Below are 19,567 nucleotides of genomic sequence, written 5' to 3' on the forward strand. Positions count from 1 at the left end.
GTATCCCTGCCATTAGAGTTGCGCGGTCCAGTCGAAATCGATGACGTAGAGGCCGATCGGATTGAGCCGGATCGTCGTTTCATCCTGGGGTGAGTTGATCGAGACGGTGGCGATGCCGCGGAAGCGTCTGGTGGCCAGGTCCCTTCCCCGTCGATCGCGCTCGTATTCCGTCCAGTCGATCTGGTAGGTCTGGTTAGAAAGCGCGACGATATTGTTGACTTCGATGGCCACCGTCGCATTCACGGCTTTCTCGAACGGCGAGTTACCCCGAAACCAGGCATTGACCTTCTGGGTCGACGGATCGCCCGTCCGCAACAGTGCATAGGCACGGTCGACATATTGTTTCTGCACGACCGCATCCGGGGTGACTGACCGGAAGCTTGTAACAAAAGCACCAAGGGTCGCCCGCACGACACGTGCGTCTGCATACTCGATCTGCTGCGGGAAGCCGGCCGAGACCGTGGTTCCAAGCTTGTCCACCTCGACAATGTAGGGAACGAGCTTCACTTGCGTGCTGAGATAAAGCGCATAACCAAAGCCGATTACTGCCATTGTCAGGCTCAATATGCCGACGGTTCGCCAGGCGGCGGCGGCCTTGACATAGGAACCGTATCGTTCCGACCATTCCTGCCTTGCGGCGATATAGGGATTGTCGGGTGTGCGTGGCGCTGCCATTCTGCCCATCCTGTCTGCGGGTTATGGTTTATCCGATCGTTCGGGTGAGACTGGTTTTGACGAGGGCTTTCCCCGCGTCTGGTCAAGCTTGGCGTTTGCAAGCCCGAGCAGCGATCCGGCATACGCACCCGGCGCGCCGATCGCCTTTTCCTTGGCCGCCGCGCCCGTTGCCGCGGCCCCTGACGTAAAGCTCGCGCCCATGCCACGCAGTGCGGCACCGGCAACAGATGATCCACCGGCTCTTGCCGACTGTGCAGCGGCAAACCCGGCACCGGCCGCGCCGGCGGCCAAAAACGCACCACCCGCAGCAAATGACGCTGCCTGTCCACCATGGCGGATGGTTTCCATTCCGCCCGTAACGGATGCGCCCTGAACCACGCCCTGCAGTATGGTCGGCACATACATCGAGATAATGAAAACGACGACCGACACGCCGGCGATGGCAAGGGTGGTAATGAACTGGTCGCTTTCCGCGGTCGGTGCCCGGGCCATGCCCAAGAGCACTTCGGATCCGATCCTGGCAATCATCACCAGCGCCATCAGCTTCATGCCGACACCAAAGGCATAAACGAGATAGCGGATCGCAAAGTCCTTGGTGAACGACGATCCGCCCAGTCCGAGCATGATCATGCCGGCCAGCAGGCCGACATACATTTCGACCATCACGGACACGAAGATGGCTGCGACGAGCGAAAAGCAGACGACCACAATTCCCATGGCAAGAACGGCTGCTATCCCAAGAGCATTGTCCTCGAAGACGCCGAACTTCGCCTGCTCCGACATCTGCGATGCGACACGGATGCCGGCGTCGAACACTTCCGCCGGCGAGGCCGACCCGCCGCCTGACCCGATCTGGAAAAGACTGTCGACGACCGCACGCGCAAAACTCGGCCCTTGCGTCAAAACGAAGGCAAAAAAGCCGATGAACATGATGCGGCGAACAAGTTCGGCAAACCAGCTGTCGAGGGAAGCGGCCTGGGTCGCAAGCCAGACGGCGGCAATGCCGACCTCGATACCGGCAAGGATCCAGAATAGCGACCGTGCCGCATCCATGATCGTGGTCTCCCAGCCCTGGGCGGCGGCCGAAACCTGGTTCTGCAGCTCCGTCAGGACATCACCCTGCTGGGCCAAGGCCGGGGCGGCCAGCAGGAGCAGCAACGGCCCGGCAAACTGAGCGATTTTCCAAAACTTGATCATTGCCATCTCGGCCGCATCTCCTGGCCCTTCGGGATCGGCGGTAAAGTCTTCCCCGTGCCGAAGAATTTCTCCCTTGCCTTCCGTTGCTCCTCGCTCATTTTCCGGGGATCCGGCGCGTCACGCCGCGCCGTCAGGCTGACTGACAATGCCGCGACAGAGATGGCGCAGGCCAGGATCGAGAGCAAAAGCGTCTTGTTCACCAGCGTGGCTCCATCTTCTGGCCTTCCGGAATGTCGCGGACTTCGGCATTGAAGAATTTTTCACGGCGGGCCTGAGCCAGATCCTTGTCGGTCTGCTCGCTCTGTAGCCACGTGCCCATCAGGGTCATTTGCTGTGAGACCAGTCCGCGCAGTTTCTGCATCTGGCCGACCTGTTGCGAGGCGATCTGGTGCCCCACCTGCAATGCCTTCATCTGGCCGTCTGCCGTCTGCGACATCGATCGCAGCTCGCTCATCGTCTCTTCTTCGCTGTCGAACTGATCGGCGGTCAGGCTTGCCGCCTTGAGCGTGCCGGCGATGGTGTCGCGATTGGTGTCCGACCATGTCTGATAGGTCGTCGAGAAGCTTTCGGCATTCGGCAGATCAGTCTTGAGATCGGCAAAGCTCTTGAAGCGCTGCTTCAGGAGATCGTCGGCGTTGCCCATCGAAAATGCGATGCCCTGCCCCTCGGCGACGATGTCGCGCAACTGGCCGAGATCGCTTTCGATCTGCCCCCATATGTGGTTGGGAAGCTGCGCCGTGTTCTGCAGCATGTTCTTGTAGATGTTGAGCTGGTTCTGGATTTGCTCGGCAAGCTGGGTGATCTGGGTAATCTGGTTGGTGATCTGCTCGCCGGATTGACCGACCAGCGAGATCAGCTCGCCATTGTTGAGAAGCTGCGTCCATTCCGTGGCGCCGCCGGCCGCGGCACCCGCGAATGAAGCGGTAGGAGAGCTTGCGAGCATCAGCGAGATGGAGACAGCGAAAAGCGAACGTCCTGCCGATCGGCCTCGAATTTGGTCATGCATGGTTGTTGATCCCTCTTTCCAGAAGCCATTGTTGCGGCCAGGCCTGTCCATGATCGGCATGCAGCGCCCGGATACGGGCAAGGTCCGCCTTGCCGGTCGCGCCGACGAAGGAAAGCGTGACGGGGCCGAGTGACATGTCGAACAGCCGTCGCCCGTCAGGCGATGTGACGTAATATTCGCGCTTCGGAATGGCATTCGCGACAATCTCGATCTGCCGTTCGTTGAAACCGATCCGCTCATAGAATTCACGGGTGCCAGGTTCGCGGGCGGCGCCATTCGGCAGGCAGATTTTCGTCGGGCAGGATTCCTTCAGCACGTCGATGATGCCGGAGCGTTCGGCATCCGAAATCGATTGCGTCGCCAGCACAACCGCGCAATTGGCCTTGCGCAGCACCTTCAGCCATTCCCTGATCTTGGCGCGAAACACGGGGTGACCGAGCATCAGCCACGCCTCGTCAAGGATGATGAGGCTCGGCCGGCCATCGAGGCGCTTCTTGATCCGATGGAAAAGATAGGTCAGCACGGGCACGAGATTGCGTTCGCCCATATTCATCAACTGCTCAACCTCGAAACATTGGAAGCGGCCAAGCGTCAGACCATCTTCCTCGGCGTCGAGCAGCAGGCCCATAGGCCCGTCGACGGTATAGTGATGCAGTGCGTCCTTGAGCTCGCGCATCTGAACGCCGCTGACGAAATCCGAAACGGAACGACCGCTGGCCGATGCCATGAGAGCAATCTGTCGCGAGATGGCATTGCGATGGTCGGGTGTGATCGTGACACCCTGCGCGGCCACAAGTGTTTCGATCCATTCACAGGCCCATGCCTTGTCTACGTCTGTCGACAGGTCCTGAAGCGGGCAAAAGGCGAGATCGGCCCTCTGCCCTTCCCCACCACCGATTTCATAATGATCGCCTCCCACTGCCAGTGTCAGGGGGAGCATGGAATTGCCTTTGTCGAAAACGAAGGCTTGGGCATTCTCGTAGCGGCAAAACTGGGCAGCGATCAGCCCGAGCAAGGTGGATTTTCCGGACCCGGACGGCCCGAATATCAGCGTGTGACCGACGTCTTCGACATGCAGGTTGAAGCGGAAAGGCGTCGAGCCGGACGCCACCTGCATGAGAGGCGGTGCCTCGGCTGGATAAAAAGGGCAAGGAGCCAAGGGATTTCCCGACCAGACCGAATTGAGAGGTATGAGGTCTGCGAGATTGCGCGTGTTGATCAACGGTTCCCTGATATTGCTATACCAGTTTCCCGGCAGGCTGCCGAGGAAGGCGTCGGTCGCATTCAGTGTCTCGATCCGCGCGCCAAACCCTTCCGACTGCACAAGGCGGCGAACGGCTTCTGCCTTGTCCTGCAGGCCTTCGCGATTCTCATCGAACAGGACGATAACCGGGGTGTAATAGCCGTAGGCCACGAGCTGTGACGATGCATGCGCTATGGCATCCTCGGTTTCGGCCACCATGGACATGGCGTCCTGGTCGACGGACCGGGACTGTGTCTGGAACAGTTGATCGAAGAATGGCCGCACCTTCTGCTGCCATTTCCTGCGCGTGCGTTCCAGCCGTTGTTTGGCCTCTTCCGCATCGAGAAAGATGAAGCGGGACGACCATCGGTAGGTCAAAGGCATGAGGTCGAGGCTGTTGAGGATACCCGGCCAGCTTTCTGCAGGTAATCCGTCGATGGCGACAATGGCGAGGTATCGGTTTTCGACGCGCGGTGTCAGTCCGTGTTCGAGATCCGCCGTGGCCAGCCAGTCCAGGTAAAACGGAATATCGGGAAGTCGCACAGGATGGCTTTCGCCGGTGATCGCGAAGCGGATGAACTGGAAAAGCTCGTCGTATCGTGCAGTCCTGAAGCCGCCGCGCTCCGATACCTCGCGGGTGAGCATGCGCTGGATCGAGATCGTATTTCCCAGATATTGCTCGATCTCGCGGATCGAGCGGCGAAACGTCTCCAATGCACCATCAGCATAGCTCACCGATCGGCTTTCCGCGTCGGAATAGATGTAGCGGGCCAGGCCGGAGCGCCGTCGCTCTACTGGACGGTGCGTCAGGATCAGCGCATGCCGGCTTTCGAAATGGCCGCTTTCGCGTTCAAAGTGCCGACGGCGCTCGTCATCGATCATTCGCGTGACAGGATCGGGGAAATGGCTCTGATCGGCGGACGGATAATCAACCGTCGGAAAACGCAAGGTTTCGACCTGGATCATCCAGCCCGAGCCGAGACGCGACATGATCGCGTTGATCTGGCGCGAAAGCTCATTGCGCTCAAGATCGGTGGCACTCTCCAGGTCAGGACCTGCAAAATACCAGCCGGCCATCAGGCTCCCGTCCTTGAGCAGAATGATGCCGTTGTCGACAAGTCCGGCATAAGGGACCAAGTCGGCAAAGGATGGGCCAGTCGAACGCAATGAGCGCAGCGCAACCATCCTCACCTCCTCAGGACCGTCGCCACGGCGACGATGTCGGACGGTAGTGGGATCGATAGCGCAGGTGGCGCATGTAGATTTGTCGCATCATCGGATCGGATTTCGCCATCATCCTTAGAGCGCCGAGGAGTACGATCCAGATCGCGGCACCGATGATCGCGGAATAGATCGTGAGCACAACGAAAATCAGGATGACCGCCGCAAGGCCGGTCAGCAGCACAAGTTCGCGATCGGCACCCATCAAGAGGTTCGGGCGCGAAAGAGCACGGTGAATCCGGTTGCGATGAAGGGCGCTGCCGACGTCAGACATCGATACCCTCCCCTATCGAGATTATCGATGTCCTGGAGATTGTCGCGTGGTCGGCTGGCGTCTCAATGCCGATCGAGGCACCTGTCGAACCAAACAGACCGACGATCGTGGTTGCCCCCAGCAGGATTCCTGCGACGAGCACGACATAAACGAGCCTTCTCGCAAAATCATTGAGCTCGCCGCCAAATATCAACATGCCGCCGGCGATGGCGACTGCGGCAAGAGCGATATAGCCGGCCACTGGCCCGGTAATTGATTCCTGGATCTGCTCGAGAGGGCCTTCCCAAGGCAGGCTGCCGCCTGAGCCGGCAAAGGCAGGCGCTGCGATAGACGATGCTATCGCTGCGATCCATATTCCGAGTTGGCGCGAATGATTATGCAGCATGGCTGTCTTCCTCGATCTGCGGATAGTGTTTCGTCTGGTATCGCGACCCGTCGAACCCCTCGATATGCAGGACTTCCCGTACTCGCCGGCCTTTCCCGGCGCGTTCGATAGCAATGACCAGGTCGACAGCGTCCCCGATTACGGCCTGCATGGATTGCTGGCTTGCCTCTGCGGTGAGTTGCTCCAATCGCCTGAGAGCCGATATCGCTGTATTGGAATGAATCGTCGTCACGCCGCCCGGATGACCAGTATTCCAGGCCTTGAGAAGCGTCAGTGCCGCGCCGTCACGAACTTCGCCGACGATGATACGGTCCGGACGTAGTCGCATCGTGCTTTTGAGAAGCCGGGCCATATCGATGCTGTCGCTCGTGTGAAGACTGACGGCATTTTGCGCGGCACATTGGAGCTCGGAGGTGTCTTCGAGGACCACCATGCGGTCATCAGGCGAAGACGACACGATCTCGGCAATAACTGCGTTCGCGAGCGTGGTTTTTCCTGAGCCCGTGCCGCCGGAGATGACGATGTTGAACCGGCTGTCGATGGCGCCGCGAATGATGGATGCCTGCGCTGCGGTCATCGCCTGGGTGGCGACGTAATCGCTCAGCGGCACGATACGTGACGCTCGCCGCCGGATCGTGAACGAGGGAGCGTTGACGATCGGTGGAAGGAGCCCCTCGAACCGGTGACCTCCGATCGGCAATTCGCCGGAGACGATTGGTCGGTCTCTGTCTGCCTCTGACTGTAATGCATGGGCGACGGAGCCTATGACCAGTTCGGCCGATGACGCCGGCATCTCGCCTGCTGGCGCCACCCCATGCTCGAGGCTTTCGATGAAAAGCTTGCCGTCGGGATTGAGCATGATTTCGACGACCGACGGATCATCAAGCGCGTGGCAAAGGCGTTCACCCAAAGCATCGTGGAGCTTGCGGATGAGCCGAGAATGCGACTGAAGCATTGGAAGCGGTCCCCTCGTTATGGCGTGCGAGAAGACTGGCTCGGAGGTAGGAAGGGCGTCGAGATGCAAAATTGCACCTCGTGATATGCGGGTGATTCCGTCAGGCTCGGGACAGTCAAGTGCAGCGCCGCAACCAGTTTGGTCGCGTTCTCGCTATTGAGTCACAGGAAAGATTCACCTCAGTCAGCTTTTCGAGAAACTCTAAGTTGCTGAATCATATAGGTAATGCTGCCGTCCAACTCTTTGGGATGCGTTGCGTTAAAATCTTGTTAACTTTAAATTCCTTGTCGCGCGCATGGAATCGGAGGATAGTTGCGCAAATGATGGCTATGTGGCCATTTTTTCGAAAATGAAGCCACTCAGGAAATAGTTTGCCAAATGAGCCAGATGCAACCCAATCGTTTTGATCTAGAGATTGCCGAACAGGGATCGAAGATCTCCAGCGCGTTGCACATGCTGCGTAGCCAACAGTATCCACCAGACGCCCGCAAGGGGTTGCGAAAGTTCCAGCTTGGAGAAGTCGCCGACTTTATGGGGGTCACCCAAAGTCATCTGAGGCAGCTCCATTCCGAAGGAAAAGGTCCAGAAGTTGAGAGCGTGAGTGGCCGCCGTTACTATACGGCTGATCAGATGCTGGAACTTCGGGAATATTTGGAATCGAACAAGAAATCCGATAAGCGATACTACTTGCCCAAAAGGCGTGAAGGTGAGCCGATGCAGGTCGTGTCGGTAGTGAACTTCAAGGGCGGAAGCGGCAAAACGACAACGGCTGCACATCTCGCGCAGTATCTTGCTTTGACAGGCCATCGCGTCTTGGCGATCGATCTCGACCCGCAGGCGTCACTGACGTCGCTCTTCGGTATCCAGCCGGAGCTTGATGAAACTGGGTCCCTTTACGAGGCTCTTCGTTTCGACGACGAGCGGAAGCCGATTGCGGAAGTCATTCAGCAAACGAACATTCCCGGTCTCGACGTCGTACCGGCCAATCTCGTGTTGCAGGAATATGAGTATGACGTACCCCTCTCCATTTCTTCGAGAAAAGGGGACGAAGGTCGTCTGTTTCACATGCGGATCGTCAACGCTCTAAAAGACGTTGACGATCGATACGATGTTGTCGTGATCGATTGCCCCCCGCAATTGGGGTATCTTACCATCACCGCGTTGATGGCTTCGACGGGGATTCTGATCACCATTCATCCGCAAATGCTGGACATCATGTCGATGAGCCAGTTCTTGATGATGCTTGGGGGCATTATGACGCCGGTCGCGGAAGCCGGTGCAGAGATTAGGGTTGAATGGTTCCGCTATCTCGTAACGCGCTTTGAGCCGACGGATATTCCGCAGGCGCAAATGGTGGGCTTCATGCAGTCGATGTTTGCCCAGCAGATGCTGAAGAATCATGTGTTGAAATCAACCGCCATTTCTGACGCCTCGATCAAAAAGCAGACCCTTTATGAAGTCGAGCGCGGCGACTTTGTGCGATCGACTTACGACCGGGCAATCGAAAGCCTTAATTCCGCCAACGGCGAAATCATGGAACTCATTCACAACGCATGGGGTCGCAAATGACGACGTTGTCAGCCGTTTTTTCACATCGTTTCGCGGTTGGTTTCAGCGACTTGACGACGTTGACCGTTGTATTGGAGGCATCTCATGTCGCGTAAAAATCCATTCGCAAACCTTGATATTGCTTCCATCACTACGGCGAAGGCGCCGACCAAGCCTGGTTATGCAATGACGGGCGCAGCAAAAACGGTCGTTCGATCGATTGAAGATCTCGCTGAAAATTCCAAGAGGCTGATGGAAGGCGAGGTGATCGTCGATCTCAACCCGAAAATGGTCGATGTCTCGTTCGTTTCGGATCGACTTTCCGAAAGGGACGAAGAGTACCTTGACCTGAAGCGGGCAATTGAGGAATCCGGTCAGTCAGTTCCGATACTTGTTCGCCCGAGCTCACAAGACGGGCAACGTTACATGGTCGTCTTCGGGCACCGCCGTCTTAAGGTGGCTCAGGAACTGGGCATTCCTGTAAAGGCGGTCGTCAAGAAGATGGATGACGTTGCCTCTGCAGTCGCGCAGGGTCAGGAAAACTCGGCACGATCAAATTTGTCGTTTATCGAACGCGCTTATTTTGCCCAGAATTTGCTGTCCACCGGCATGACAAAAGACGTTGTTCGCTCGTCCCTGGCGATCGATGAAGCGATGTTGTCGAAGATGCTCGGCGTGGTCGAGATAGTCCCCTCCCCCGTCATCAAAGTGCTGGGAGCATCGAAGAAGATCGGCCGCGACAAATGGCTGAGCTTGCGTCAACTGTTATTGGTACCCGCGCTTTTGAAGGTTGCCGGCGAACACGCCACGGCTCCTGAGTTCACCGCAATCCCTGAGGGAGAGCGATTTGACCGCCTTCACGATTACCTCAAGCGATACAAAACCAAATCTGAAGCCAAGCGACCCAAGCCGGCTACACAAAGCAGTGAATGGAAATCGCGTGACAGTGCTCTGAATTTCTCGATGAATGCCAAAGCCAAGAAGGTCGCTATCGAACTTTCGAGTTCTGAAGCAAAACCATTCAGCGAATGGCTCTCGAACCGAATGGACGCTTTGTACGATGAGTACAAGAAGTCCGGGCATGCAATGAACGGAGATTGAACAGCAAAAGAAAAAGGCCCCCAAGCGGTAAACCGTGGAAGCCTCTCTCGTCATCTCTAGCAGGATCGAGAATCGCATTTCCCGGAATCACAGTCAAGAGTCTTGGCACCGATTTGGTGAGCGGATTTCTTTTGCCTCAAGAAAGGTGAGAGAATTATGCGAACGGGACATGTGACGACGCCATTTGGGCGGCGGCCGATGACACTTGCCTTGGTCAAGGGCCAGTTGTCGGCTGCGCAAACGCAATCAACAACCGTTGTTGAAAAGTGGAAAGTGTTTCGCGACGTCTGCGAAGCACGCGAACTTCTTGGACTACAGGACAGAGCGATTGCCGTCCTCAATGCGCTTTTGACGTTTTATCCCGACAATGTACTCGATCAGCAGCAGGGTCTTGTCGTCTTCCCGTCCAATGATCAGATCACGCTACGCGCGCACGGCATTGCAGGGACAACGCTTCGTCGGCAACTTACGGCCCTGGTTGAAGCAGGGCTCCTGCAACGACGTGATAGCCCAAATGGCAAGCGCTACGCACATCGCAACCGCGATGGGGACATTGAAAAGGCGTTTGGTTTTGACCTCTCCCCTCTCCTCGCTCGAGCATGCGAGCTTGCTGCCATGGCTCAGGACGTTGCGGCGGAAAAAATGCGTTTTCGACGGGCAAAGGAAGCCCTAACCATTTGCCGAAGGGATGTTCGCAAACTGATTTCCGCTGCAATGGATGAGGGCGCGGCCGGAAATTGGATGGTGGTTGAAGAGACCTATGTGACCATTATCGCTCGCCTGAAGCGCAAAACGAGCCGCGTTGAGGTAGAAGCAGTGCTCGAGGAAATGGAGATGCTGCGTGACGAAGTCGTCAACATTCTGGAAAATCAATTAAAAACCGACGAAACGGATGGCAATGCTAGTCAGAATGGCTATCACATACAGAATTCAAAACCCGAATCTATAAATGAATCTGAACCTAGCTCTGGAAAAGAGCAGGGTGTGAAATCAGCGTCACTTCCGCAGACGCCAGATCAGACGCAGCCCAGGGCTGGAAAATTGAATGAGCGTATCAAGGCCTTTCCTCTGGGTATGGTCCTCCGCGCCTGCCCTCAAATCTCGGATTACGGCTCAGCCGGCGGTATTTGCAGCTGGCGTGATATGATGGCGGCCGCAGTCGTTGCACGCTCGGCACTTGCGATAAGTCCATCCGCCTACGAAGACGCATGTGCCACGATGGGGCCGGAAAACGCGGCTGTTGCGGTGGCATACATTCTCGAGCGGTCCAACTTTATCAATTCCCCTGGTGGTTATCTCCGAGACCTTACGAAACGCTCGGAGCGAGGCGAGTTCTCACTAGGTTCGATGCTGATGTCGCTTTTGAGGTCGCACGGAATGGAGGTGATGAAGGTTGGATGACCATACCAGACGCTCGGCCGAACTCTTGTGGGAGACAGCCGCGATTGAACCAACTCTACTATGCGATGCAGTCCCTGACCACCGTGGTAAAGATGAACGTAATATCGCCGTTCAAACTAATTAAGGCGTTGAAATATATAATAAAATTTGAGAATTAAACGGCTGACAAGTCGAGTTTGCTATGTCGCTATGTGGAAAGATGGCCGTGACGTTTCAGAGGGACGGTTGATCCGGCACGAAACCTGTCCACCAATCGCTGATTACGGGGCTGGCGGTGAAATTGCCAGTTGGCGCGCCCTGATGGGCGCGGTTGTGGTAGACCTACCGGCGCTTGGCGTCAGCCCATCAACCGATCAGCAGGCCCGCGAGGTGATGGGCATGTCAATTCCGCCGGCGGTTATCTGCGCAATCTGACGAAACGCAGCCGGCGCGGGAAATTTTCGCTCCGGCCTATGCTGATGGCGATGCTTAGGGCGACCGGCACTGGCGAGGTGAGAGTTGGATGAGACGTGCGTCGTGGCGGATGCAGAAAGCGATGAGCCTGCGAAAGTTGGTAACTGGCAGTGTGCCACCTAGATCTGGTCGTGATGGTAATGGACGCCTCAGTAAACCTTTGAACCTCGACACCAAGGTGACACCAAAGTGAAGATTTTCTGGTCGTGGCGGTGACAATTCGCAGGCGTCAGGCAGATGCTCTGTTCGGGACGTGCCGGTGCGGATCGCCGAAGAACTATCAAATGATCCAGCGCTCAATCATGCGTTTTTGCCTATGCTGGAGGCCAGACAAATGCTTTTGGGGGCATTCCTCGAGCTGGATCGATGTGTCCGAAAGGCCGCCAATCAAGACGCCATAACCACCCGTTTCATGAGCGTTCCCGGCGTCGGATATGTCAGGCTCGGGAACGAAGCTCGACCGTGCTGAACGACGCAAAGTTATGGCACTGGCCCAGGCTCGTAGGATTGACGCGGTGCTGGTCACCGAACTTTCTCGCTGGGGCCGCTCCACTGTTGACCTGCTCCACACCCTTCGCGAATTGGAGGGTTGGAAAGTGTCGGTCATCGCCATGAACGGGATGGCATTCGATTTATAGTCACCCCATGGCCGCATGCTGGCGACATTTCTCTCCGGCATTGCCGAATTTGAGCGAGACCTGATAAGCGAACGTGTAAAATCCGGTCTAGCCGCTGCGAAGGCGCGGCGCAAAATGCTCGGGCGCCGAACCGGAGAGCGTCCCAAGTCAGACCGCCTCGCACCTAAGGTTATGGCCCTGATTTCCGAAGGTCGCAGCTATCGCTGGATCGCACGCGATCTTGGCATCAGCAAAAACACGGTTGGTGATATTGCTCGTCGAGGACGTGGATGCGAAGATTAAGGGGCCATGCATTCTACCTTGGCAAGGCGCTTGATTTTCTGATCGATCATCGAATTTAGGACCATCATGACTATAACCATCGTCACCACCGCCGACCGACCAGACCTAGCACACACCACAGGAACTTGGCGCTGGGAAGCTTTTTTCAGCGATGGCGAAACTAGCTTGGCAGAAGTGCTTGAACTTGATGCGCAATGCGCCAGCAGCCAGGATGTCATGCCTACAGTTCTGGTAATGCTCGAAGAACAGGCACCAGTTGGAATGGTGGCGCTGTGTTTAGACGATTTAGAAGGCAGGCCGGAGTTGAATCCTTGGCTGGCGGGTCTTTATATGGATCCTAAGTACCGAGGTCGCGGGCATAGCTTAACCTTGATTCACCAGCTTGAAGCTTTGGCTCGAAACGCCGGAATTGAGCGCTTGTCTCTCTACAGTGCTGAAGCAGTGGGTTTATATTCAAAGGCTGGATGGGCGACCGTAGAGACGTTCGAGAGGGACGATAAAACGTTTTCCATCATGCAGAAGCAACTGTCTCCACATATCGAGAAAGCACGTTATGCGTAAAGACGATTGCTTAGAGTGTCATCTCGCCCCCAGCCGGAACCGACCCCTTCCTGGACGTCGGCGCGCAAGTATCAAGCCTCATTCATGGTACGCTAAACCACACCATCTGACCAAGATGCTGGAGATGTCTAAACCCGTCCTGCGGTCCGACGGCGCAACCATGAAATGGGCGCGACAGGAAAACAGCTACCTCGGCGGCCATCGTCCGATCGACCTTGTTGAAACAGACGAGGGAGCGGCAGCGGTCTTCGCCTATATCGAGGGATACATTCGCGAAAGGCTGAACACGTATCCCGCGCCGGAAGGGCCACCATCGATTTGACCGTGGCGCCCGCGATCAGCTCAGCAGCCGCGCCGCCTTCCCACTGCGCCGTGTCGCACTGTTATAATAGCTCGATGCCTGCTGCACAGACCTATGCCTCGACTGCTCCATCGCTTCCGGCAGCGGTATGCCGCGATTGGCAGCCTCAGTCAGATAACCTGACCGTAGTCCGTGTGCCGAAAACTCTCCAGGTTCGAGCCCGGCCAGCTTTGCCCGCTGCTTGACGATGTCATTGACGGATTGCGGATCGATCGTGCGTCTGGACACATTGCCCCAGCGGTCGATAGCGCGGAATATGCTGCCCGTGTCGATCCGGGCTGCTTCGAGCCAGGCATTGAGTGCCTCGACGGGCCGGCCGGTAAGATAGACAACCTCGTCGTGATCGGCACCGGATGTCTTGGTGCGTCCAAGATGAATGGCAAGCGAGGGCAGGGTGGTGCCGTCCTCAGTGGTGATCGGTGGCTCATTGGTGAGCTGTTCTTTTCGCAGTCCGGCAATCTCGCTGCGGCGGCGGCCACCGGAGGCAAAGGCCACCATCAGGATCGCCCGGTCGCGGATGTCCCTCAAACTATCGGTGCCACAGGTTGCAAGCAGCCTGGCCAGAATATCACCTGTGACAGCCTTGGCACTCTTGCGTTTACGTGGTCGCGGCGTGGCACGCACAGCAAGGCGGATTGCCGACTTGAGGGCAGGGGAGGCGAAGGCACCGGTAAGACCGCGCCATCTGGTCAGCGTCGACCACGAGGCAAGCCGTCGGGCTACGGTGTCGGGTGCGTGAGGACCGGTGGATTTCAGGAAGCGTTGGGCACGGAGGTTTTGCTCGACGGAAACCGGCATGCCGTGATCGGGATCGGTGTTGCGTTTGTTTGGATCCCACAGGTGATGGGCGACAAATTTCAGCAGCATCGCCTCTGGCGCCGGCCAGGGCAGGGATGCGCCTGTTGCTGCCAGTGACCATGCCTGCAGATAGGCAAGATCGGAGGTGAGGGCACGGAGCGTATTGTCACCCATGCCTTCATTGACCAGATGTCGGAGTGTTTCGACATCCTGATCCGTCAGCAGCTCGGCGAGTTCATCACGGCGATCGATCGGCAGGACTGCCGCAATCGTATCGAGCTCGGCCGCGCGGCGATCGACGGAGGAGAGTGAGGCTGCCGGTTTGCGCTTTTGCGACATCAGCGGATTAGCTCCACCGGCACCCAGACGGTGACATTGAACCCGACCTCGGGATCAAAGCTCTCCGGTGCCAACAACGTATTGCCGTGCTCTGTGGCAAACCAGCGAGCAACGTCTGCATTGTAGATCTCTTCGACGACCTCGCGAACCCTGCCGGCAGCGGCCACCGCTCCGCCATGCATCATCTTCGCAGTGTTGACATGCGCCAGCTTGCGCTTGGCCGGAGAACCGCCATCGGAGACAGCGACCGCCAGCCGTGCAGGTCCGTAGCTTTTGACGCGCACCTTCAGCCGGGGAGGGCGGTAGGCATCAAAGCGAACATTGACCGCAGCGATGCGAGCAACAACCTCTTCCTCGCTGATCTGCACCTGCGGCGCCACATCGGCAACGACATCGAGTTGGTGGTCAAAGTTCTGGCGTGTGATCTCTTCGGCATGATGGGCATAGGCGAGATGTTTGACCGGCAACGCCTTCAGCCAGCGCATGCGCTGCGCAATCGCCATCGACTTGGCTGCTTCTTCGCCCAGCCGGCCAATGGCAAAACTCTCACGCTTCTGGCCCTCATTTGTCATCAGTGTCGCCTGCCAGACCTCACCTTCTTCGGTCTCGACCCGGCGAACACCTGATATGCCGCTCTTGTTGTTCTTGCGTATCTTGACCGCCTGTTCGAGATTGGTCGGCGGTGGCAGGGCCGTGATAATGGCGTCGCGATAGGCACGTGCCTGGGCATAGGCGGCATCGGACGATCCGTAAATGCTGTCCTTGAACAGCCGCACGATCTTTTTGCCCCGCCGTCGCAGCGCCACCGTCCAGCCGCCACCGCGCCGTTCGTTTGGCTCCTCACGGTTCAGCGCATAGGTATCGGAATCATCTGCAGGTGGCGCGATCGTTTGTCTGTCGTCTTTTTTCCTGGCCAACTGTTCGCCCGCCTGTCTGCCTTGCCTCACCCTGCCCCCCAACCGTAGCCCGATCGATCGAAGCACGGCACCAAAAATGCCGCTCTCGTTGATTTTTGCAACAGACAATGCCCGCTTCCCGCGCCCACTTTTGCAACTGCTGGGTCCCGTAAATTCCCCCTATCTGCAAAACCTTGCCCATTCAGGGTTGACCTGACGGAACGCGGCTCTAGTTTTCGCCGCGATTAAGACGTGCATTTTTTGGCATCACCGGTTTCCGTTTCCTGGTTCCCGTGGTGCTTTTCTTGGTTTTCAGATTGCCGGAGCCACTTATGGACAATGCATCTTCAGCCGCCGATTTCATCCAGGCGAGCCGTATCCTGAAGATCAATTCGCCGCTGGGAGAAGATCAGCTTCTGCCCGAGCGCGTGACCATCGAGGAAGGCATTTCTTCACTGTTCGAGATCCGCTTGGTGGCACGCACCAAGAAGGCCCAGATCAAGCCGGAAGAACTGATCGGCCGGCTCCTAGATGTTTCCGTAGAAGTGCAGCAGGGCGATGGCGAAGAAGGCTCGGCCATTCGTCGTCCGTTCAACGGTCTAGTCACCCAACTCAACGAAGGCCCTCCGATCACCCGCGGCCTGCGCTCCTATGCCATGGTGCTGCGCCCGCAGATGTGGCTGCTGACGCGTCGCTCCGATTGCCGCATCTGGATGGACAAGACGGCGGTGGAAATCGCCGAAATCCTGTTTTCCGAACACGGCATTCCGGCACCAGACACATCGGGCGTGATTACGTCGCCAGCCAAACAGCATTACTCCGTTCAATGGAACGAGACGGATTTCGCTTATTTATCAAGGCGTTTCGAGGAAGACGGCCTATTCTACTGGTTCAGCCATGAGGATGGCAAGCACAAGCTGCATGTCGCCGATACCGCCAATGGCTGGCTTGGACCATCACCGTCCGCGCAAGGCGAGGGCAGGGTGCGTCTCGCGCAAGGCTCGTCCGATCGCAACCATATTAACGAATGGGCACGACAGTTTTCTTACGTTCCGGGCCAGCGTGCCGGCGCCGACTGGAATTTCGAGACACCCCGCATGGTGCCGGGCACGATGACGCCGTCTCTGGTGCAGATGCCGGATGCGACCAAGCGCGAGCTGTACGAATATCCGGCCCGTATTTCGTCGGTGGCTGAAGCAGAGCGTGCGCAAAAACTGCGGTCGCAGGCTTCCGAAGCCGACCATGACCGTGTTTATGGCGCTTCGACGAGCCGCATCATCGAAACCGGCCGCCGTTTCACACCGTATGAAGTTGCGCACCCCGATCATGCCTATGACGAGCACGTCGTCATCAAGTCGGTTCAGACGGTTGTTGATCGATCTTACGAGACCAACAGCAACGAACCGGAATATCGCAACGAGTTCGAAGCCGTTCCCTCGCGCGTGCCGATGACGCCGCACCGGGAAACCAAACGTCCGCGTATCGAGGGTACGCAGGTGGCAATCGTCGCGGGACCGGAAGGCGAAGAGATCCACCCGGACCAGTATGGCCGCATCAAGGTGTGGTTCCCCTGGGACCGCAAGGCCAAGAAGGATGGATCAGACACCTGCTGGGTACGTGTTGCCCAAAGTTGGGGCGGCGGCACTTGGGGTGCGCAGGTCATTCCGCGCATCGGGATGGAGGTGATGATCGCTTATGTCGATGGTGATCCAGATCGGCCGCTGGTGACGGGGGTCGTGCCGAACCCGAGCAATTCCGTTCCTTACGACCTGCCGGCCAACAAGACGCGCATGGTCATGCGCTCGAATACCCATAAGGGCCAAGGCTTCAACGAGATGTCCTTTGAAGACGAGAACGGCCAAGAGAACATGTTCTTCCATGCCCAGAAGGACCAGACTACGCGTGTTCTCAATGATCGTACAAAACGCATCGATCGGCACGAAGTATCGGCAATTGGCTCGAACCGCACCGTGGAGGTCGGTGGCAACCAGAAGCATGAAGTTGGTGGTTCCATGAACACCGTTGTCGGCGGCACCGGGCCGATGGCGATGGCGCTGATGGGAGCCGTGCAGGGGCTGGCGGGACAAACTTCCGGGCTCTTGACGCAGGCAAGCCAAATTGCTGGCGGTAGCACCCCTGCGGTGGCTGCGTTTGCCGGCACGCTCGCCTCTTCCGCGCTTGGCTTCCTTGGGGCAGGGGGGCTCTATAGTCGCCAAGGAGTGGTGTCTGGCCCCAGTCCTCGTGCGGATGCAGGGACAGCGCTTGCCGGCGCTGGAACAGGCGTCGGAGATGCAGCATCCAGCCTTTTCCCACTTCCGGGCATCATGAACACCATCATCGGATCGTTTCAGTCAACGACGGTAGGTGTCGCTAAGGTCGAGCAGATCGGAACGACAAAGGTCTCCAATGTTGGGCACACGACGATAGAAAACGTCGGCAAGGTGAAGAAACTCGTTGTGGGCGAGGAATATGTGATCGAAGTGGGAAAATCCACCATGATCATGAAGAAGGACGGAACTGTCATCATAAAGGGAGTGAAGTTCCACTTTGAGGCCGAAGGCCCATTCCAGCAAATCGGCAAAGTTATAGATTTGAACTGAGCGAGCCATGACGGAGATTTACAATACAACCACATTTCCGCATCTGGCCTTTTCTAACTCGGACAATCAGGGCCGGGAATTCGGTGTGTTGATGGTGAAGGTAGCCTTCGACATTGCGAACGATGGGACCTGCCGTATTTCAGAGGATCAGGAACCGTTCTGTTTTACTGATCGCTGCCATGGTGAGGTAAACATAACCTCTTTGAAGCAACCCTCCGATCTGGTGTCTTACAAGCCCGACGTTGATGTCGTTGTAGACGCAACCGCGTACCCCCCAGGCGCAAGCCCCTGCAAATCCTGGACTGCAGGTGTGGAAGTGATTGCGGAAAGCCGCTCAGTGGTTTCAAAGCGACTGCGCGTTACTGGTCCGCGTCGCTGGATGCCTGAGTGGCCAAAATGGCTATCTGAAGAGCAGAGGAGCAACTGGCAAGCTCATCGAAAGCTCTTTAAGGGCTGGCATCTCACAGAGCCCGAAGAAACCCTATCAGTGCCTATTCGCTATGAGCTAGCTTACGGCGGTTTGCTTGACCGCGGGGTTGATGAAAATGGCGCCTCCGTAAGCGAGGCTTTTGAGCAGAACCCACTTGGAGTAGGATGGCTTGATCCTGAAATTAGCGATTTGACTACCAGTTACCCGGCGCCTCAAATTGAGGCTTTGGATGATCCAATCTGCGAGGCCTACCACCACTACAAGCCTGAAGGCTTTGGCCCGATTCCTCCAGCTTGGCTACCGCGCCGAAAGCTGGGAGGCACATTTGACCAACAGTGGCTGGATGCCGTCGCTCCGAAATGGCCCGCAGATTATAATTTCGCTTACAATAACTCAGCCGCTGATGGACTTGTAGGCAAGGGTTTTCCGACTGGAGATCTTGCCATCATTCTGGAGAATCTCCGCCCGGATAGAGAGCAGTTCATTCTCACAGTGCCCGATCCATTAATCATGATGCTGGTCGATAACGGCACGGGCGAGATTGAGATGATCCGTCCAAATCTCGATACAATTTACGTCTCCATTGCCGAGGAGCGTCTCTTCGATTGCCGGGTGCAACTGACTTGGCGCATGCCGTTCAATCAAGAATCTACGGAAGCAATTCTGCTTACTGTCGCCAACAAGCTGGACCTCGCGGAAATGGCAATGTTGGCAAAAACAGCGAAAAAGGCGCCACACCCCGAAGCCTGTGGTGTTTATTGTCCGGAACTGGAGGAGGAAGCATGAGCGTCCCAATTTCAGCTCGGAAAGAAGGCACTTACTTCATCCATTCCATCGCGCCGGATGTATGCCTCACCCCGATGGGATCCGCGATGGTTCCTGTCGGCTACAACACGATTTCTTTTCTTGACACGGCAGTTCGGACGTCGCGCACGGTTCGCAACAACGATCTGAAAGATTTCCAAGTCAACACACGAACAAGCATGGTCTTGGGTCATGAGCCCGGCACCGGAAAGGGCGTGATCGTCAAAGGGTACAGGAGCCACGCCGTCGTTAAGCGTGGCGCTCCGACAGTATTTTCAGAGGGATGGGCCGTCGTACGACACGGCGACCCCGCAAAAATCAATCGCCACGGGCCTGGTCGAGTCGAGACGCCTCGGTCACATGAGACCCACGGCGAAGAATATTACTGAACAATCGATC

18 protein-coding genes and 2 pseudogenes are annotated in these 19,567 nt (G+C 57.1%); 10 read left to right on the forward strand and 10 right to left on the reverse strand.

The features are described from left to right. Positions 1-12 precede the first annotated feature (12 nt). The 8 genes from ACRQ1B_RS27645 to trbB are packed head-to-tail and all read right to left on the reverse strand — an operon-like array spanning position 13 to position 6,956. Positions 13-675 (reverse strand): conjugal transfer protein TrbF, encoded by a 663-nt coding sequence (locus tag ACRQ1B_RS27645; RefSeq protein ID WP_432297424.1) that lies wholly within the window; start codon positions 673-675, stop codon positions 13-15. A 21-nt stretch (positions 676-696) separates the two neighbouring features. Further along, positions 697-1,872 (reverse strand): P-type conjugative transfer protein TrbL, encoded by a 1,176-nt coding sequence (gene trbL, locus ACRQ1B_RS27650; protein WP_432297487.1) that lies wholly within the window; start codon positions 1,870-1,872, stop codon positions 697-699. After that, the gene (gene trbK, locus ACRQ1B_RS27655) at positions 1,869-2,018 is read right to left on the reverse strand and encodes an entry exclusion protein TrbK (RefSeq protein WP_432297489.1); all 150 of its coding nucleotides are present in this window, start codon (positions 2,016-2,018) and stop codon (positions 1,869-1,871) included. The genes trbL and trbK overlap by 4 nt, the downstream gene beginning before the upstream one ends. A gap of 50 nt (positions 2,019-2,068) precedes the next feature. Next, entirely contained in the window at positions 2,069-2,878 is an 810-nt protein-coding gene (gene trbJ / locus ACRQ1B_RS27660; RefSeq protein WP_432297425.1) for a P-type conjugative transfer protein TrbJ, read from the reverse strand. Further along, positions 2,871-5,306, reverse strand: a complete 2,436-nt coding sequence (locus ACRQ1B_RS27665) for a conjugal transfer protein TrbE (protein WP_432297426.1) — start codon at positions 5,304-5,306, stop codon at positions 2,871-2,873. The genes trbJ and ACRQ1B_RS27665 overlap by 8 nt, the downstream gene beginning before the upstream one ends. A 10-nt stretch (positions 5,307-5,316) precedes the next feature. Next, positions 5,317-5,616 (reverse strand): conjugal transfer protein TrbD, encoded by a 300-nt coding sequence (locus ACRQ1B_RS27670; RefSeq protein WP_432297427.1) that lies wholly within the window; start codon positions 5,614-5,616, stop codon positions 5,317-5,319. Next, on the reverse strand, positions 5,609-6,001 hold the full coding sequence (locus tag ACRQ1B_RS27675; protein ID WP_432297428.1) for a TrbC/VirB2 family protein: 393 nt from the start codon (positions 5,999-6,001) through the stop codon (positions 5,609-5,611). The genes ACRQ1B_RS27670 and ACRQ1B_RS27675 overlap by 8 nt, the downstream gene beginning before the upstream one ends. Next, positions 5,991-6,956: a P-type conjugative transfer ATPase TrbB gene (trbB, locus tag ACRQ1B_RS27680; protein WP_432297491.1), complete on the reverse strand. Its 966-nt coding sequence runs from the start codon at positions 6,954-6,956 to the stop codon at positions 5,991-5,993. Before trbB ends, ACRQ1B_RS27675 begins: the two co-directional genes overlap by 11 nt. Positions 6,957-7,334: 378 nt before the next feature. Between trbB and repA the strand changes: the two genes are divergently transcribed. The 7 genes and pseudogenes from repA to ACRQ1B_RS27715 all read left to right on the forward strand — a co-directional run bounded on the left by repA (position 7,335) and on the right by ACRQ1B_RS27715 (position 13,262). Then, positions 7,335-8,525: a plasmid partitioning protein RepA gene (repA, locus tag ACRQ1B_RS27685; protein ID WP_432297429.1), complete on the forward strand. Its 1,191-nt coding sequence runs from the start codon at positions 7,335-7,337 to the stop codon at positions 8,523-8,525. A gap of 84 nt (positions 8,526-8,609) precedes the next feature. After that, complete coding sequence (gene repB / locus ACRQ1B_RS27690; RefSeq protein ID WP_432297430.1) at positions 8,610-9,605, forward strand: plasmid partitioning protein RepB; 996 nt, start codon at positions 8,610-8,612, stop codon at positions 9,603-9,605. Between the two features lie 156 nt (positions 9,606-9,761). Continuing rightward, positions 9,762-11,006, forward strand: coding sequence for a plasmid replication protein RepC (repC, locus tag ACRQ1B_RS27695; protein ID WP_432297431.1), 1,245 nt, complete (start codon positions 9,762-9,764; stop codon positions 11,004-11,006). Positions 11,007-11,195: 189 nt separating this feature from the next. Continuing rightward, positions 11,196-11,512: pseudogene (gene repC / locus ACRQ1B_RS27700) on the forward strand (replication initiation protein RepC). A 381-nt stretch (positions 11,513-11,893) separates the two neighbouring features. Then, positions 11,894-12,379, forward strand: a pseudogene (locus ACRQ1B_RS27705) (recombinase family protein). Positions 12,380-12,445: 66 nt separating this feature from the next. Then, a complete protein-coding gene (locus ACRQ1B_RS27710; RefSeq protein WP_432297432.1) occupies positions 12,446-12,940 on the forward strand; it encodes a GNAT family N-acetyltransferase in 495 nt (164 codons plus the stop codon). Between the two features lie 124 nt (positions 12,941-13,064). Then, complete coding sequence (locus tag ACRQ1B_RS27715; protein ID WP_432297433.1) at positions 13,065-13,262, forward strand: antitoxin Xre/MbcA/ParS toxin-binding domain-containing protein; 198 nt, start codon at positions 13,065-13,067, stop codon at positions 13,260-13,262. A 15-nt stretch (positions 13,263-13,277) separates the two neighbouring features. On the opposite strand, the gene ACRQ1B_RS27720 is transcribed toward ACRQ1B_RS27715, so the two are convergent. Both ACRQ1B_RS27720 and ACRQ1B_RS27725 read right to left on the reverse strand, forming a co-directional pair. Beyond that, entirely contained in the window at positions 13,278-14,438 is a 1,161-nt protein-coding gene (locus tag ACRQ1B_RS27720; RefSeq protein ID WP_432297434.1) for a site-specific integrase, read from the reverse strand. Beyond that, positions 14,438-15,463, reverse strand: a complete 1,026-nt coding sequence (locus tag ACRQ1B_RS27725; RefSeq protein WP_432297435.1) for a hypothetical protein — start codon at positions 15,461-15,463, stop codon at positions 14,438-14,440. The genes ACRQ1B_RS27720 and ACRQ1B_RS27725 overlap by 1 nt, the downstream gene beginning before the upstream one ends. Positions 15,464-15,666: 203 nt before the next feature. Between ACRQ1B_RS27725 and tssI the strand changes: the two genes are divergently transcribed. The 3 genes from tssI to ACRQ1B_RS27740 are packed head-to-tail and all read left to right on the forward strand — an operon-like array spanning position 15,667 to position 19,557. Continuing rightward, complete coding sequence (tssI, locus tag ACRQ1B_RS27730; RefSeq protein WP_432297437.1) at positions 15,667-17,934, forward strand: type VI secretion system tip protein TssI/VgrG; 2,268 nt, start codon at positions 15,667-15,669, stop codon at positions 17,932-17,934. 7 nt (positions 17,935-17,941) lie between these two features. Beyond that, positions 17,942-19,150 carry a DUF2169 family type VI secretion system accessory protein gene (locus ACRQ1B_RS27735; protein ID WP_432297438.1) on the forward strand — a complete coding sequence of 403 codons (1,209 nt, stop codon included), beginning with the start codon at positions 17,942-17,944 and terminating at the stop codon, positions 19,148-19,150. Further along, entirely contained in the window at positions 19,147-19,557 is a 411-nt protein-coding gene (locus tag ACRQ1B_RS27740) for a PAAR-like domain-containing protein (RefSeq protein ID WP_432297439.1), read from the forward strand. The genes ACRQ1B_RS27735 and ACRQ1B_RS27740 overlap by 4 nt, the downstream gene beginning before the upstream one ends. The last annotated feature ends 10 nt before the right edge of the window (positions 19,558-19,567 follow it).

The organism is Endobacterium panacihumi (assembly GCF_050847465.1).
Taxonomy (GTDB): domain Bacteria; phylum Pseudomonadota; class Alphaproteobacteria; order Rhizobiales; family Rhizobiaceae; genus Neorhizobium; species Neorhizobium panacihumi.